At 49.7% G+C, this 12,776-nt stretch carries 17 protein-coding genes; all 17 read right to left on the bottom strand.

The window, feature by feature from the left end:
• Positions 1-31 precede the first annotated feature (31 nt).
• The gene (locus tag BLV87_RS03390; protein WP_093065419.1) at positions 32-1,171 is read right to left on the bottom strand and encodes a methyl-accepting chemotaxis protein; all 1,140 of its coding nucleotides are present in this window, start codon (positions 1,169-1,171) and stop codon (positions 32-34) included.
• Positions 1,168-1,698, bottom strand: coding sequence for a chemotaxis protein CheW (locus BLV87_RS03385; protein ID WP_093065417.1), 531 nt, complete (start codon positions 1,696-1,698; stop codon positions 1,168-1,170). The genes BLV87_RS03390 and BLV87_RS03385 overlap by 4 nt, the downstream gene beginning before the upstream one ends.
• Positions 1,691-2,077, bottom strand: a complete 387-nt coding sequence (locus tag BLV87_RS03380; RefSeq protein WP_093065415.1) for a response regulator — start codon at positions 2,075-2,077, stop codon at positions 1,691-1,693. Before BLV87_RS03380 ends, BLV87_RS03385 begins: the two co-directional genes overlap by 8 nt.
• Before the next feature lie 9 nt (positions 2,078-2,086).
• A complete protein-coding gene (locus BLV87_RS03375) occupies positions 2,087-2,545 on the bottom strand; it encodes a response regulator (RefSeq protein ID WP_093065413.1) in 459 nt (152 codons plus the stop codon).
• Between the two features lie 177 nt (positions 2,546-2,722).
• Entirely contained in the window at positions 2,723-3,586 is an 864-nt protein-coding gene (locus BLV87_RS03370; protein WP_093065411.1) for a metallophosphoesterase, read from the bottom strand.
• A gap of 15 nt (positions 3,587-3,601) precedes the next feature.
• Positions 3,602-4,216 (bottom strand): NAD(P)H-dependent oxidoreductase, encoded by a 615-nt coding sequence (locus BLV87_RS03365; RefSeq protein ID WP_093065409.1) that lies wholly within the window; start codon positions 4,214-4,216, stop codon positions 3,602-3,604.
• A gap of 69 nt (positions 4,217-4,285) precedes the next feature.
• On the bottom strand, positions 4,286-4,747 hold the full coding sequence (gene dsrE2 / locus BLV87_RS03360; RefSeq protein ID WP_093065407.1) for a sulfur carrier protein DsrE2: 462 nt from the start codon (positions 4,745-4,747) through the stop codon (positions 4,286-4,288).
• A gap of 90 nt (positions 4,748-4,837) precedes the next feature.
• Complete coding sequence (locus BLV87_RS03355) at positions 4,838-5,170, bottom strand: rhodanese-like domain-containing protein (protein WP_093065405.1); 333 nt, start codon at positions 5,168-5,170, stop codon at positions 4,838-4,840.
• Positions 5,171-5,259: 89 nt separating this feature from the next.
• Positions 5,260-6,261 carry a lipopolysaccharide heptosyltransferase II gene (gene waaF, locus BLV87_RS03350; protein ID WP_093065403.1) on the bottom strand — a complete coding sequence of 334 codons (1,002 nt, stop codon included), beginning with the start codon at positions 6,259-6,261 and terminating at the stop codon, positions 5,260-5,262.
• Positions 6,262-6,265: 4 nt separating this feature from the next.
• Entirely contained in the window at positions 6,266-6,472 is a 207-nt protein-coding gene (locus tag BLV87_RS03345; protein ID WP_093065401.1) for a zinc-finger domain-containing protein, read from the bottom strand.
• A gap of 11 nt (positions 6,473-6,483) precedes the next feature.
• Complete coding sequence (locus BLV87_RS03340) at positions 6,484-7,404, bottom strand: branched-chain amino acid transaminase (protein ID WP_093065399.1); 921 nt, start codon at positions 7,402-7,404, stop codon at positions 6,484-6,486.
• A 110-nt stretch (positions 7,405-7,514) separates the two neighbouring features.
• Complete coding sequence (locus BLV87_RS19930; RefSeq protein ID WP_175517821.1) at positions 7,515-8,348, bottom strand: lytic transglycosylase domain-containing protein; 834 nt, start codon at positions 8,346-8,348, stop codon at positions 7,515-7,517.
• A 111-nt stretch (positions 8,349-8,459) separates the two neighbouring features.
• Positions 8,460-8,840: a Co2+/Mg2+ efflux protein ApaG gene (apaG, locus tag BLV87_RS03330; RefSeq protein WP_093065397.1), complete on the bottom strand. Its 381-nt coding sequence runs from the start codon at positions 8,838-8,840 to the stop codon at positions 8,460-8,462.
• A gap of 88 nt (positions 8,841-8,928) precedes the next feature.
• Entirely contained in the window at positions 8,929-10,035 is a 1,107-nt protein-coding gene (proB, locus tag BLV87_RS03325; RefSeq protein ID WP_245706897.1) for a glutamate 5-kinase, read from the bottom strand.
• 4 nt (positions 10,036-10,039) lie between these two features.
• Positions 10,040-11,065 carry an Obg family GTPase CgtA gene (gene cgtA / locus BLV87_RS03320; protein WP_093065393.1) on the bottom strand — a complete coding sequence of 342 codons (1,026 nt, stop codon included), beginning with the start codon at positions 11,063-11,065 and terminating at the stop codon, positions 10,040-10,042.
• Positions 11,066-11,070: 5 nt separating this feature from the next.
• Positions 11,071-11,796, bottom strand: a complete 726-nt coding sequence (locus BLV87_RS03315) for an HNH endonuclease (protein WP_175517820.1) — start codon at positions 11,794-11,796, stop codon at positions 11,071-11,073.
• Complete coding sequence (locus tag BLV87_RS03310; protein WP_093065389.1) at positions 11,789-12,718, bottom strand: Dam family site-specific DNA-(adenine-N6)-methyltransferase; 930 nt, start codon at positions 12,716-12,718, stop codon at positions 11,789-11,791. The genes BLV87_RS03315 and BLV87_RS03310 overlap by 8 nt, the downstream gene beginning before the upstream one ends.
• Positions 12,719-12,776 lie beyond the last annotated feature (58 nt).

Here is a 12,776-nt window from a genome sequence, read left to right as displayed (position 1 = left end):
TGATTTATCCGAAATCATATTGCACCTGTGATTATTGTTTTTCTTCGGCCAGATTGAAACCTGCGATAGCACCACGCAAATCAGCAGCCGTAGCGTTCAGATCAGTAACCAAATCTCTGGTTTCTTCACTGTAACGCGCAGTTTGCTGAGTGATTTCCTTAATCGCACTCATGGTATCAACCACCTGACCTGCCATGTTAGCTTGTTTGCCTGCTGCCTCTGAAATATTACCGATCAGACGTGCCAAACCCACAGTCACGTCTTCGACTTCATCCAGCGCAGCACCTGCCGATTCGGCATTCCGCGCCCCGTCAACCACCTTAGCCGTGGTTTCCTCCATCGAAGCCATGACTTCACTGGTATCGGCCTGCATGGTACGAATCAGCACATCAATCTTGCGTGAGGCTTCTGCCGCTTGCTGCGCCAGTTGTTGCATCTCATCTGCCAAACGCCTGAAGCCTGCATTGCCATGCGTGCTTCCACTCATTGCTTGGCTGGAACTGGTCTGAATAGAGGCATTTAAAGCTAAAATATTCGTCTGTTCAGCAATATCATTCATCAAGCGAACAATATCGCCGACTTCCTGCGAACTCTCGCCCAAACGCTTGAGGCGCTTGGACGTTGCCTGAATTTTTTCACGTATAGCCCCCATATCATCAATCGTTGCTCGCACGGTATGCGCCCCCGCCTGCGCAATATCCAACGACTTACGTGCAACCTCCGTCGAGCTGGAGGCATTACGTGACACTTTCTGAATAGATTTCGTCATAGTAGCAATAGCTGATGTGACCACAGCAATCTCTTGAGCTTGCCGGGAAGTCGACCCAGCCAAGCTATTAATACGCGTTTCCGCATCCTGAGCAAACCCTGTCAGGCGATGCGAGGTCATATCCACTCGTACTACCAATCCCTGCAAAGCATCCACTGCATAGTTCACTGCATCCGCAATCGCCCCCGTTACATCCTCTGTTACTGTCGCTCGCATCGTCAAATCGCCGTCTGCGAGGGAACTCATCTCATCTAACAAGCGTAATACCGCCTGTTGCTGCTGACGTGCCTTACCGACTGACTGAGTTTGCATCTGCCGCCGCATGTACAACAGCAGGATGCCCATACCCACCAGTAACAGCAGCAATATCACCACCACCACCTGATAAGCGAACAGACTCATACCCGAATCTCCCCGCTCTCCAGCGCTGCAACCAACTGGATCGCCTCAAGAACGGCTACCGGCTGATCATCCAACAACAACCATTGCCGGGTGAAACGTCGCCAGTCATCATTCAACTGTAGCGGTGCATCACACACTGGTGTATCAGACCAAATATGTCTCACCCCTTCAAAGCTACCGGCTTGTAATCCAAACCATTCTTGCCTGCCACGCACCACAAAAGCCCGCCCTGAAACGGCTGCACGATCTTTTCCTAATAACAAAGCAGCCAGATCCACTAGCGTAACCAGTTGCGCCCGACAATAGATCACACCATTGACCCAGCGCGGTACACCGCGTACCCCTGCAACACTGGACGGCATCACCACTTCTTCCACTTGTTCACAAGGAATCAGGCAAACGCTATCCCCCACATGGATTTGAAAGCCAGACCATTCCTGTAATTCTTGCGCATCATGCTGGCGAGAGCTGCGTTTTTTCTCACGTAACAACGCCAACCCTGCTAATAGCTCGTAAGGGTTAGCCATGTCTTCCCGCCTTAGTTGCAAACTGGGTAAGCGTTTCCAGTAACACTTTGGGTTCCACCGGCTTAGTCAGATAGGCTTTGGCACCTTGACGCAATGCCCACACGCGGTCAGTCTCTCCAGACTTAGAACTGCATACTACAATGGGGATATGAGACGTTTCCTTTGCACGGGTCAATTCGCGAGTAGCCTGAAAACCATTCAGGAGAGGCATGACAACATCCATTAAAATAATATCTGGCTGACGCGCTTTAGCCACCTCGATTCCTTCCTGACCATTACAGGCAACACTAACCCTGTAGCCTTTTTTTTCCAGCAATGCCGTAAAAATACGGGAATCAGTCAGAGAATCATCGATGATTAATACGTGTAGCCCAGACATAACATCCCCTTACTCGTCAATTAGATCAATAAAGGGAGCTGCGGGTGCTTCTGGGACATTTGGCAATTTCACATGAGTATAAATAGCAGCCAACAAATCATCCTTAGTAAACGGTTTTGTCAAGTACTTATCAGAACCCGCTAAACGCCCGCGTGCCATATCAAAAATACTGTCTTTGCTAGACAATAGGATAACCGGCGTATCACGGTACTGCCGGTTAGCTTTAATTAATGCACAGGTTTGATAGCCATCTAAACGTGGCATCATAATATCAACGAAAATGACATCCGGTTTAAAGGAGGCAATTTTTGACAGGGACTCAAAACCATCGCCAGCAGTGACTACCCAACACCCCTGCTCACTAAGTAGTACCTCAGCCGTGCGCAGAATGGTCTTGCTGTCATCCACTACCACGACTTTTAAGCCGGTCAGGTCGCGTTCAAGCGTATTATTTAGGGTATCAGGCATATTCACACTTTAACCTAGTTCGTTGTTTTTCTAATTATTACAGACTAACCGACTTACCTGGCAAGCCTGAGCTTACAGAAGGTCTTTATGCAGTGACGGGTAACGCCGACACTTTTTTATATACAACCTAGTTTACCCAACACCTGATGCGAATACCCAAGCCTTTCAGACAAAGTGTCATGCCGCTCGGGGATAATAATCTCCCCCAACTAGGGTTACATGGGTAATTTCAGGGGCACAATTACGGCGAATCGGCAGCCCCGTCGACCCAATCCCCCGACTGGTGTAGACCCAGGACTCATTGACCCGATACAGCCCTTGCACATATTTACGCCCTAGGTAAGGCCGAATAAACGGCTTGCCCGGTTTGATTTGCACCTGTCCACCGTGCGTATGCCCGGATAGTTGCAACGAAATCCTAGTATCATCGGCATACCAATCCAGCATATCGGGTTCATGTGCCAATAATACGACCGGTTTATTACCCCGTAACTTGTCCAGTGTCGCCTTTATATCAGGTTTCCCCAGCCAGCCATCATCAATACCTGCGAGGTGGAATACCCCGCCACTGTGTTGAATATCCAGCCCATCATTACGCAAAACCGGAATACCATGCTTAGCAAAGGTTTCCTCAATCAGAACCGGATCCGTCTTAATGTCATGGTTCCCCATCACCGCAAACACCCCATAACGGGCATTTAAACCCGCTAATACCGGAACCAAATCCAGAATATCCTCACCATCGTGCCACACGTAATCCCCGGTTAGCACCACCAAATCCGGCTGAAGGGCGTTGGTTTTTTCTACCGCCCGCTGAATATGCTCGACCTGGGTATAAGGGCGCAAGTGCATATCAGTGAGTTGCACAATCGTGAAACCTTCCAAAGCCAACGGCAGATTTTTCACGGGAATTTCGACAAACTCTTCCACCAGCCAGCGAATTTCATTCGTCCGCTCGGCGTGGCGATCATCATGGAAATAGCTCAAACGTCCAATACGATTGAGTACCCGTTGGGGAGCCATTGTCGCTGTTTTCAACATGGTGACAGCCTCTAGTTACATACCAAAACGGAAAGCCTCCGTCTGCGTAATGCCGGATTCGCGAACACCCTTTAGTGCCGTTGCGTAAGCGCAGAGAATTCCCCCGGCATAGGCAATACGGTCACGGAAGTAGCTATCCGCCTCCGGCTTATTTTGTGCAGCGTCCTCATTAAGGACAGATTCCACATTACGCACAATAATGTGTTCGGGGATATAGCAAATACGGTTATTTTTGTAACTGCTCATTCGCAATTCAGCGACAGGATATGCGCCCCCATCGGATGAAGAAACAGTCACAATCAAGGCCGGTTTATGTGCTAATTCACCTGCTCCCCACAGCAGAAAGAAATTCTTTAGCCCCGCAGGTACTTGACCATGCCATTCCGGTGCAATGATGACGAAACCATCACTGGATGCTAGTTTTTCTGATAAAGGGTTAAGTAATGCCTGCCACTTGGCATCACCATTCCAAATACCCTCATCCCATAATGGTAGCGGGTTGCCTGCCAGGGAAAATACTTCCGTCGCATCTGCCTGTTTATTATCTAGCAAAGACTCCGCAATGTAATGTGCTACTTTCTCACTTTGCGAGTTTTCACGGTGGCTACCACTGATAACCATAATTTTCATGACGCTTTCTCCAAGTAAAAAGCCGGGGTATACCCGGCTTTTTACTGACTGTCCAATAACCTTCGGAAATCAGATAAACAGACAGATGTCGGATTCACCCGCGAATTCAAAGAACATCGCAGCACCTGCGTATTCAACGCCGTCGATGAAGTCCTTGGTTTCCATCTCGAACAGGTCAACGGTCATCTGGCAAGCGATAAATTTGACATCAGCTTCCTGACACAGTTCACGCAATTCAGCCAAATCTGCCACACCCTTGTCCGCCATTTTCTTTTTCATCATGGAGGTCATCATGCCTTGCATCCCTGGCAGTGCCTGTAACAAAACTGGCATTGGCATTGGCATTGGCATACCGGGGTTACCTAAAGAAGTTACTTGCAGATTTAAGTCTTTCTTCAACAACTGCAAACCGTAGAATGTGAAGAAAACTTGTACGTCATAACCGAGGGCGGCTGCGGTGGATGCCAGAATGAACGGAGGGTAGCCCCAATCCAGGGTACCTTTAGTTGCGATGATAGCCAGCTTTTTCATGCTTGATGTCTCATGGGTAAAGTATAACTCACGGGTCAATAAGACCCACCTCTCTCAAATACCAGAATCACTATAACAGAATTCTCTAATTTAGGCAGCGTTTGGTAACACAACCTTCATACCTGATTGATACCACGAGATAATCCCACCCCGCAGGTTCACCGCCTCGATACCGGTATTCTGCGCTAAAAACATGCAGGCTTGTGCTGAACGCGCCCCGCTGCGGCAATAAAACACGATGGTTTCATCTTTCGGCAGATCGTTCATCCGTAATGGCAGGGTATGCAAGGGCATGAATTCAGATCCTTCAATAATACCCTGAGCTACTTCCGAAGCGGAACGCACGTCAATTAAGTGGACTTTTTCACCTGAATCCAGCATTTTTTTCAAACCGGCGGCGTCAACCTCACGAATTCCAAACATAAACGACCCTACATCCAAAGAAATATTAAAACTTTCTTATATTCTAATGAAGATGGATACAGTGTCAAGTTATGTAGAAAAAATTGCTGTCATGGAGGCGCACCTAAGCGTGCAATCACTTGCTCTGGCGTAATCTTTTGTAAGCAGTCCAAATGCCCTAAAGGGCATTCACGTTTGAAACAAGGGCTGCATTCCAAACCCAGATAAACGATTTGCGCCTTGTCACTCAAGGGTGGTGTGTACATTGGGTCAGAAGAACCGTACACAGCAATCACGGGTGTACCCACCGCAGCAGCAACATGCATCAAACCAGAATCATTACTAACCACCTGATCTGCTTGCGCTAATAGCTCTAGCACTTCGCGAATACTGGTTTTGCCCGCAAGGTCTTGGCAAGCAGCAGGCAAATTCACTGTATTCGCAATTTGTGCAGTAACCAGAGCATCCTTGGCAGAACCGAGTAAAATAACTTTCCCGCCTTGAGCAATATAGTATTTGGCAACAGCAGCGAAATAATCAGCAGGCCAGCGTTTCGCACCACCGTATTCCGCACCTGGGCAAAGCGCAAGTACTGGAGAAGTCAACACAGTAGCAGAAGCATGTGCAACGACCAAGTGAGGAGGCTGTATGTCAGGTGGCAGATTAGTATCAGCGGGCAAACCCAATGCTACAAAACGCTGCACCGTCATCGTTAACACCGATTTATCCAGCGGCCGAATATCGTTCAACAACCAGTAACGCATTTCCCCCTTGTAACCTGTCCGCACCGGAATGTTTGCCCAAAACGGCACTAGTGCGGCTTTCAGTGAACGCGGCAACACAATTGCCCAATCATAGGCATTCGCCCGTAAGTCTTTACCAAGTTGATAACGTTTACCCAAAGCTAACTCACCGTGCTGCAACGGCATTTCAATGGCAGTATGAACTTCTGGCATAGCAGCCAAAATCGACTTACTCCACGCAGGCGCAAGCACATCAATCTGCAAATCGGGAAAACGCTCTTTCAGCGCCATGAATAGGCTTTGTGCCATCACCATATCGCCAACCCAAGAAGGGCCGACGATCAGGCAACGCTTAGGGGAAAACGCCATTGCGTCAGTCGATCAAACGGTAAAGTGTACCGCAATAAGGGCAACGGGCAGTCTTGTCGCCACTGCTTTCAATTGCCAAGGACACCCGCGGATGCGAACACCACAACGCAGTCGTATCTATGGGACAACTCAGGGGCAAATCCTGACGTTTCACCACCACTTCACGGGTGTCATTCAAACGTTTGTAATCAGCAATGCTCGGTGCAGACATGCAGCCTCCGCTTAAACGTAAGTCAACCAATGACGGTATTTTTCAACCCGTCCGTGTACGATGTCGAAATATAGGGATTGCAGCTTTTCGGTAATCGGGCCACGTATGCCTGAACCAATCGGGCGACGATCCAGTTCCCGAATCGGGGTCACTTCTGCCGCTGTGCCGGTGAAAAAGGCTTCATCGGCTATGTAAACTTCATCACGGGTAATGCGTTTTTCGCGCACTTCCAACCCCAAATCTGCCGCCAAATGCAGCATGGTCTTGCGGGTAATACCATCTAGAGCGGAAGTTAGATCTGGCGTATAGATAATGCCGTCTTTGACGAGGAAGAAGTTTTCGCCACTGCCCTCAGCCACATAGCCGTCGACATCCAGCAATAAAGCTTCGTCATACCCATCATCAAGGGCTTCACGTAGTGCCAACATCGAATTCATGTAATTGCCGTTTGCCTTGGCTTTGCACATGGTAATATTAACATGGTGGCGGGTGAAAGTAGAGGTCTTGATACGGATACCTTTTTCCATGTTTTCCGCACCAAGATAAGAACCCCAAGTCCACGCTGCGACCATCGCATGAGTTTGCAAATTATCAGCACGCAAACCCATGCCTTCAGAACCATAGAAACACATCGGACGGATATAAGCCGATTCCAGTTTGTTTTCACGTACTGAAGCACGTTGCGCCTCATTCAGTTGCTCTTTGCTGTAAGGCATCGGCATCCGCATAATTTTCGCGGAATTAAACAGGCGATCAGTGTGATCCTGCAAGCGGAAAATCGCCGTGCCTTGCTCAGTCTTATACGCTCGCACGCCTTCAAAAACGCCCATACCGTAGTGCAGGGTATGGGTTAAGACGTGGGTTTTGGCTTCGCGCCAAGGCACCATTTCGCCGTCCAGCCAGATCAGGCCATCGCGGTCAGACATCGACATTGCTCATCTCCACAGATCAAAATCAAACGTCAAAGCATACACTCAGCGTTTCATTGTTGCCAGCCTGCGAAGCCTACTGTGACACAAAAAGAAGCCGCTCCACCTGCTGCTTATGATAAACCACGGAAAACAGTGAATTCCTGTACCGGTTTCGCCCAACCTTGTCCGCGTGAAATACCGGCGGGTACACGTGCATTGCGCTGATAACCCGCTGCTTGCGCTTGCTGAATGGGTTGCGCTTGCGTACCACGGTAATCACGCATGATTTTAGCAACATAGTTTTGGGTTTCACGGTAAGGAGGGATACCCTTGTACTTATGTACGGCACCCGGTCCTGCATTGTAAGCAGCTAAAGCCAAAGCCTCATTACCATTGAAGGTACGTAGCTGTTCCGCCAAATATTTCACCCCACCTTTGATATTTTGATGCGGATCCCAAGCGTTAGCGACCCCCATCATATCAGCAGTGCCGGGCATGAGCTGCATCAACCCCATCGCGCCAACCCGTGAGCGTGCATTAGGGTTAAAGCAAGATTCTTGCTTCATTAACGCGATGACCAAATTCTCATCCACACCGTAAGCACGGGCATGAGTACGGATAGACTCCAAATGCGGCAGCATTTTATTGGTTAAGTGCGCCTGACTTTGCGCACCACAGTGGCCTCTGGAATTACCTTGGGTAACAGGCACGGTACTATAGGCCGGATAATTAGTATTGCTAATTGATGCTTTCGGTTTAGAGGATTTTTTTTGTGGCGCACCGTATTTAGCAACTAATTTGTATTTATTGCCTTTTTTGGGTGTGTTGGTTAACCAACGTGTACCATCCTTATCAACATAGGTATAAACAGCGGCTTCCGCTGATTCGCTGTGTGCTGCTACACCACACAGAATCGACAACGCCACAAGACTGCTGGCATGGTTTGATTTACTTGGGGTTTTCATCGTTACCACTTCTTGTTTTTATAGACACTATAGGAAAAATCTATTTTCACTATACTCTGCACTTTTCAAGTGTGTCTAGCAGCTCAAGACAAATGGTAAACTTGAGAAGATTTAATGCAGAACGCGCGGGTCAACTAGACGAAAAGGTGCAATAGGCGCATCAAAGTGCTCCCCATCATCCGCCAACATTTGATAAGAACCTTGCATAACCCCTAACGGGGTATCCAGAATAGTGCCACTGGTATAGCGAAAACCTTCTCCTGGTTGCAGATAAGGCTGCTCACCGATCACACCATCACCCCGCACCTCTTGGGTACGACCTTCCGCATCGGAAATTATCCAATGCCGCGCTAATAATTTTGCCGGGATACTCCCCTGATTCACAATCGTCACGGTATACGCAAATACGTAACGTGACTGCTCTGGGTCAGACTCTTTTTCGATGAAATGAGACTCCACCGACACTTGAATATTGTAACGCTCGCTATCCATCATTGACTCCCTTTGTATACCACGCTGCCAGAACATATCCTACCGACCACGCACACCACAATAAAATCCGACTAAAGCAAGCTTTTCACTATAATAAGACTAAATTATCACGGTGGATCAACTCCATCGCATCCACATAGCCTAGTACTTGCTCAATGGATTTGCTCGGCTGACGTTTAATCCGGTTCGCCTCTTCACTCGAATAATTCACCAATCCCTTGGCAATCAAGCGCCCGTCATCAGTGACACAACTCACCACCTCACCCCGATCAAACACGCCTTCGACCCGTGTCACCCCCACGGGCAACAAGCTTTTTCCCGTTTTGAGAACAGCTTCTGCTGCGCCAGCATCAAGCCACAACGTGCCTTTGGCTGCCAATTGCCCCGCAATCCACTGTTTGCGTGCTGCAATCGGTGCAGCATCCGGCAATAACAACGTGCCTAACAACTCACCCGTGCGCAACCGCTCTAACACCAACGGTTCACGCCCGGAAGCAATCACCGTCGCACAGCCCGAACGCGCTGCCCGTTGCGCCGCGATTACCTTGGTACGCATTCCGCCACTGCCAATTAACGTGCCAGCCCCGCCTGCAAATTCCACGTAATCGGGGTTATTCGCCCGCCCCTCAACAATCATCTGCGCATCCGCAAACTTACGCGGGTCTTTATCAAATAAGCCGGATTGGTCAGTGAGAATCACCAGCACATCCGCCTCCACCAAATTCGCCACCATCGCACCCAGCGTATCGTTGTCACCGAGGCGAATTTCTTCAAACGCCACCGTGTCATTCTCATTGATCACCGGAATTACCTTGAGGTCAATCAAGGTGGTCAGGGTGCTACGCGCATTGAGGTAACGGCGACGATTCGCCAAATCGTCATGAGTCAGCAACACTTGCGCGGCATGAAAACCGTGTTGCTGAAACACCATCTCGTAGGCATGAATCAAGCTCATTTGCCCAATCGCTGCCGCCGCCTGCTTTTCAAACAAAGCTTTGGGCTTGGTTTTCCAACCCATGCGGCTCATGCCCTCGGCGACAGCGCCGGAAGACACCAACACGATTTCCACGCCAGACTGATGCAGGCGAGCCATTTGCCCCGCCCAATCTGCCAACGCTTCACGGTCTAGCCCTTCCCCATCGCGGGTCAACAAGGCACTGCCAATTTTGACGACCCAACGCTGAGTCTTGGGCATGAATTCAGTTCGAGTGATCTGCATGTTCGTCCAAATACTGCATAATGTGGAAACACAGGTCTTGCGTGCCTGCACTGGTAGCGGCGGAAATTTGGAAAACACGCCCCGTCCAACCGAGTGCATCCACAATTTCCTGACAACGAGCAATACGTTCTTCCGGTGGTAACAAGTCGATTTTGTTCAGCACCAACCAGCGCGGGTAATTGGACAGCTCTTCGCTGTATTGCTCCAACTCGCCCTCGATGGTGCGCACCGCCCGTACTGGCTCATTTTCCTCCGCCATCGGCGCTACGTCCACCACGTGCAGCAATAAACTGGTACGCGATAAATGCCGCAGGAATTGAATACCCAGCCCCGCGCCTTCCGCCGCCCCTTCGATCAAACCGGGAATATCCGCCATCACGAAACTTTGCGTCACGCCAACACTAACCACACCCAAATTCGGGTACAGCGTGGTAAACGGGTAATCAGCGACTTTCGGACGCGCCGACGACACCGCGCTGATCAAGGTGGATTTACCCGCATTCGGCAACCCCAGCAAACCCACATCCGCCAGCAACTTCAGCTCCATGCGCAACACACGCAATTCGCCCACCGTACCCGGTTTCGATTGGCGCGGCGCACGGTTCACCGAGCTTTTGTAACGCAAGTTACCCAAGCCATGCCAACCGCCTTTTGCCACCAGCAAGCGCTGACCGGGTTCGATCAAATCGCCGATCATCTCGCCGGTTTCTGCGTCGTAAGCCACCGTGCCGACGGGAACGCTGATTTCCTGATCATCGCCACGTTTGCCGGTCATATTATTGCCCGCGCCGTTTTCACCGCGCTGCGCCTCGTAATAACGCTGGTGACGGAAATCAATCAGCGTATTCAAATTGCGCTCGGCAACCAAATACACGTCACCACCATCGCCACCATCGCCACCGTTGGGGCCACCAAATTCAATGTACTTTTCGCGGCGGAAGCTCACGCAACCATTGCCACCATCACCCGCTTTCACGCGGATTACTACTTCATCAACAAACTGCATAAATCCTATCCCAGTAACTTGGCTTCCCGCTCAAGCACTTCTTTAACAAACTCAGGGACTTCTTTACCAAGCTCAGAAGCGGCTGCTTTCAGTTTTTCATAAACTGCCACTTCATCCCCTTGCCAAACAAGGTCAATACGACGACTGTGGCGCGTTGCCACATGGGTATAATTTTCTGGGAAAGCCCAGTAACAGGTCAGGCAAACCTGCTTATCTTTACTGCTATTCCAATTATCACAATGCTCACACGACCATGATTTTGCGCGATTTGCGGAGGCAGACAGCAACATAAAATCGTCAGGGTTTAACGCCTCATCGCCGTCGCCATCCACTTCATAGGGAACGCGATGGTCAATTTGCAACTCACGCTCATCCATCACTTCCAAATAGATGAAACACTGGCAACCGTACTTGGCAATCAGAGCCTCTTTGAGGCGCTTGGACAGACCCGTGCGCCCCGATAATTTCCTGACCGTTAAGCCGCTCAATTCACCAAAGCGATAAGCCGCAATCTTACGCCCATCCGAACCCGTTACCCGAAACGTTTCCAATGGAATGCCATTTTCACGTACATCCCGCACGGCGCGAGGTGGATGGTTATAGCCGTAAACATCTTTCAGCGCTTCGGTCGTGATAAAACCATGCGCCAAAATATGATCAATCACCGTTTTAGGACGTTTGGCTGTTACGGCGCGGCACAACTCCAATAATACGGCTGACACTTCAGGCATAGAGCGCATGAGCCTCAGGCGCACAGTGTGGCTGCATGGGAATAGCATGACTCCGTAAAGCAGGCAATGCCCGCTTCTGCACTAAAACAGGTGACAAATACAGCGATTCATACGTCATCTCAGTGCGTCCCAGCAAGGTCGATTGGCTAGAACGCCCTGCTAACAATTCAATACGCGACAACTCCAGATAACTAGGCAACAATTCGCCGAATGCCTTATCACCCCTACGTCCATCATAACTAACGACATAAGCGATGCCCCGTTCATTCAATTCTTCCAGTGCCAATACAAATTCATGGTGGTCAATACCGGACAAGTAGCGCGAATCGTGTTCACCGCAAACGCCCTGATAAGGCGGATCCATGTACACGAGATCATCGGTCGTAACCGCTCTCAGCACATCACGGTAATCCAGTGCTGAAAAGGCACTCTTACCTTGCAACAACGCTGACACCCCGAAAATATTGTTACGCATAGTCGTGGGGCGAGTTCCTTTACGACGCTTATCTGGGCTCTGATTGAACATCCCATCAGCATTGTAACGCACCGCACCTTTGACACAACGCGCTAACAAATACAGGAAAAGACGAGGGTCTTGGCTGCGGTTAAAGGCATCTCGCATCTGATAATAATGGCTCGGACTATCCTCTGTGAGCTGCCCATTCCAAATCTGCTCGTAATAATCAGCCGTTTCTGTTGGTTGCTCTACCATCAATCGCAGCAATTCTACTAACGGTTTGTTGACATCATTAATCGCGTAACGCGCCGCCAATTGACGTGCCGCCGCCGCAATACTGATCGCTGCCGAACCTGCAAAGGGTTCAATCAAACAATCCACATCCTTGGGGAAATAACCAAGAATCGCGGCTGCTAAATTGCGCTTACTGCCTTGATATTGAATGGGGTGCGGGATACTTTTCATGACCTGATCATAACACGCGAAAAGCCCCGACAGGCGGGGCTTTTACGCAAATCGTCCT

Source organism: Thiothrix caldifontis (assembly GCF_900107695.1).
In the GTDB taxonomy this organism is placed as follows: domain Bacteria; phylum Pseudomonadota; class Gammaproteobacteria; order Thiotrichales; family Thiotrichaceae; genus Thiothrix; species Thiothrix caldifontis.
The sequence above is the reverse complement of the archived record's forward strand: the minus strand, read 5'-3'. Positions and strand labels throughout refer to the sequence as shown.

Excerpts from the sequence above, each read along its gene's own strand:
- BLV87_RS03390 (WP_093065419.1), bottom strand. The coding sequence starts at position 1,171 with ATGAGTCTGTTCGCTTATCAGGTGGTGGTGGTGATATTGCTGCTGTTA.
- BLV87_RS03385 (WP_093065417.1), bottom strand. The coding sequence starts at position 1,698 with ATGGCTAACCCTTACGAGCTATTAGCAGGGTTGGCGTTGTTACGTGAG.
- BLV87_RS03380 (WP_093065415.1), bottom strand. The coding sequence starts at position 2,077 with ATGTCTGGGCTACACGTATTAATCATCGATGATTCTCTGACTGATTCC.
- BLV87_RS03375 (WP_093065413.1), bottom strand. The coding sequence starts at position 2,545 with ATGCCTGATACCCTAAATAATACGCTTGAACGCGACCTGACCGGCTTA.
- BLV87_RS03370 (WP_093065411.1), bottom strand. The coding sequence starts at position 3,586 with ATGTTGAAAACAGCGACAATGGCTCCCCAACGGGTACTCAATCGTATT.
- BLV87_RS03365 (WP_093065409.1), bottom strand. The coding sequence starts at position 4,216 with ATGAAAATTATGGTTATCAGTGGTAGCCACCGTGAAAACTCGCAAAGT.
- dsrE2 (WP_093065407.1), bottom strand. The coding sequence starts at position 4,747 with ATGAAAAAGCTGGCTATCATCGCAACTAAAGGTACCCTGGATTGGGGC.
- BLV87_RS03355 (WP_093065405.1), bottom strand. The coding sequence starts at position 5,170 with ATGTTTGGAATTCGTGAGGTTGACGCCGCCGGTTTGAAAAAAATGCTG.
- waaF (WP_093065403.1), bottom strand. The coding sequence starts at position 6,261 with ATGGCGTTTTCCCCTAAGCGTTGCCTGATCGTCGGCCCTTCTTGGGTT.
- BLV87_RS03345 (WP_093065401.1), bottom strand. The coding sequence starts at position 6,472 with ATGTCTGCACCGAGCATTGCTGATTACAAACGTTTGAATGACACCCGT.
- BLV87_RS03340 (WP_093065399.1), bottom strand. The coding sequence starts at position 7,404 with ATGTCGATGTCTGACCGCGATGGCCTGATCTGGCTGGACGGCGAAATG.
- BLV87_RS19930 (WP_175517821.1), bottom strand. The coding sequence starts at position 8,348 with ATGAAAACCCCAAGTAAATCAAACCATGCCAGCAGTCTTGTGGCGTTG.
- apaG (WP_093065397.1), bottom strand. The coding sequence starts at position 8,840 with ATGGATAGCGAGCGTTACAATATTCAAGTGTCGGTGGAGTCTCATTTC.
- proB (WP_245706897.1), bottom strand. The coding sequence starts at position 10,035 with ATGCCCAAGACTCAGCGTTGGGTCGTCAAAATTGGCAGTGCCTTGTTG.
- cgtA (WP_093065393.1), bottom strand. The coding sequence starts at position 11,065 with ATGCAGTTTGTTGATGAAGTAGTAATCCGCGTGAAAGCGGGTGATGGT.
- BLV87_RS03315 (WP_175517820.1), bottom strand. The coding sequence starts at position 11,796 with ATGCCTGAAGTGTCAGCCGTATTATTGGAGTTGTGCCGCGCCGTAACA.
- BLV87_RS03310 (WP_093065389.1), bottom strand. The coding sequence starts at position 12,718 with ATGAAAAGTATCCCGCACCCCATTCAATATCAAGGCAGTAAGCGCAAT.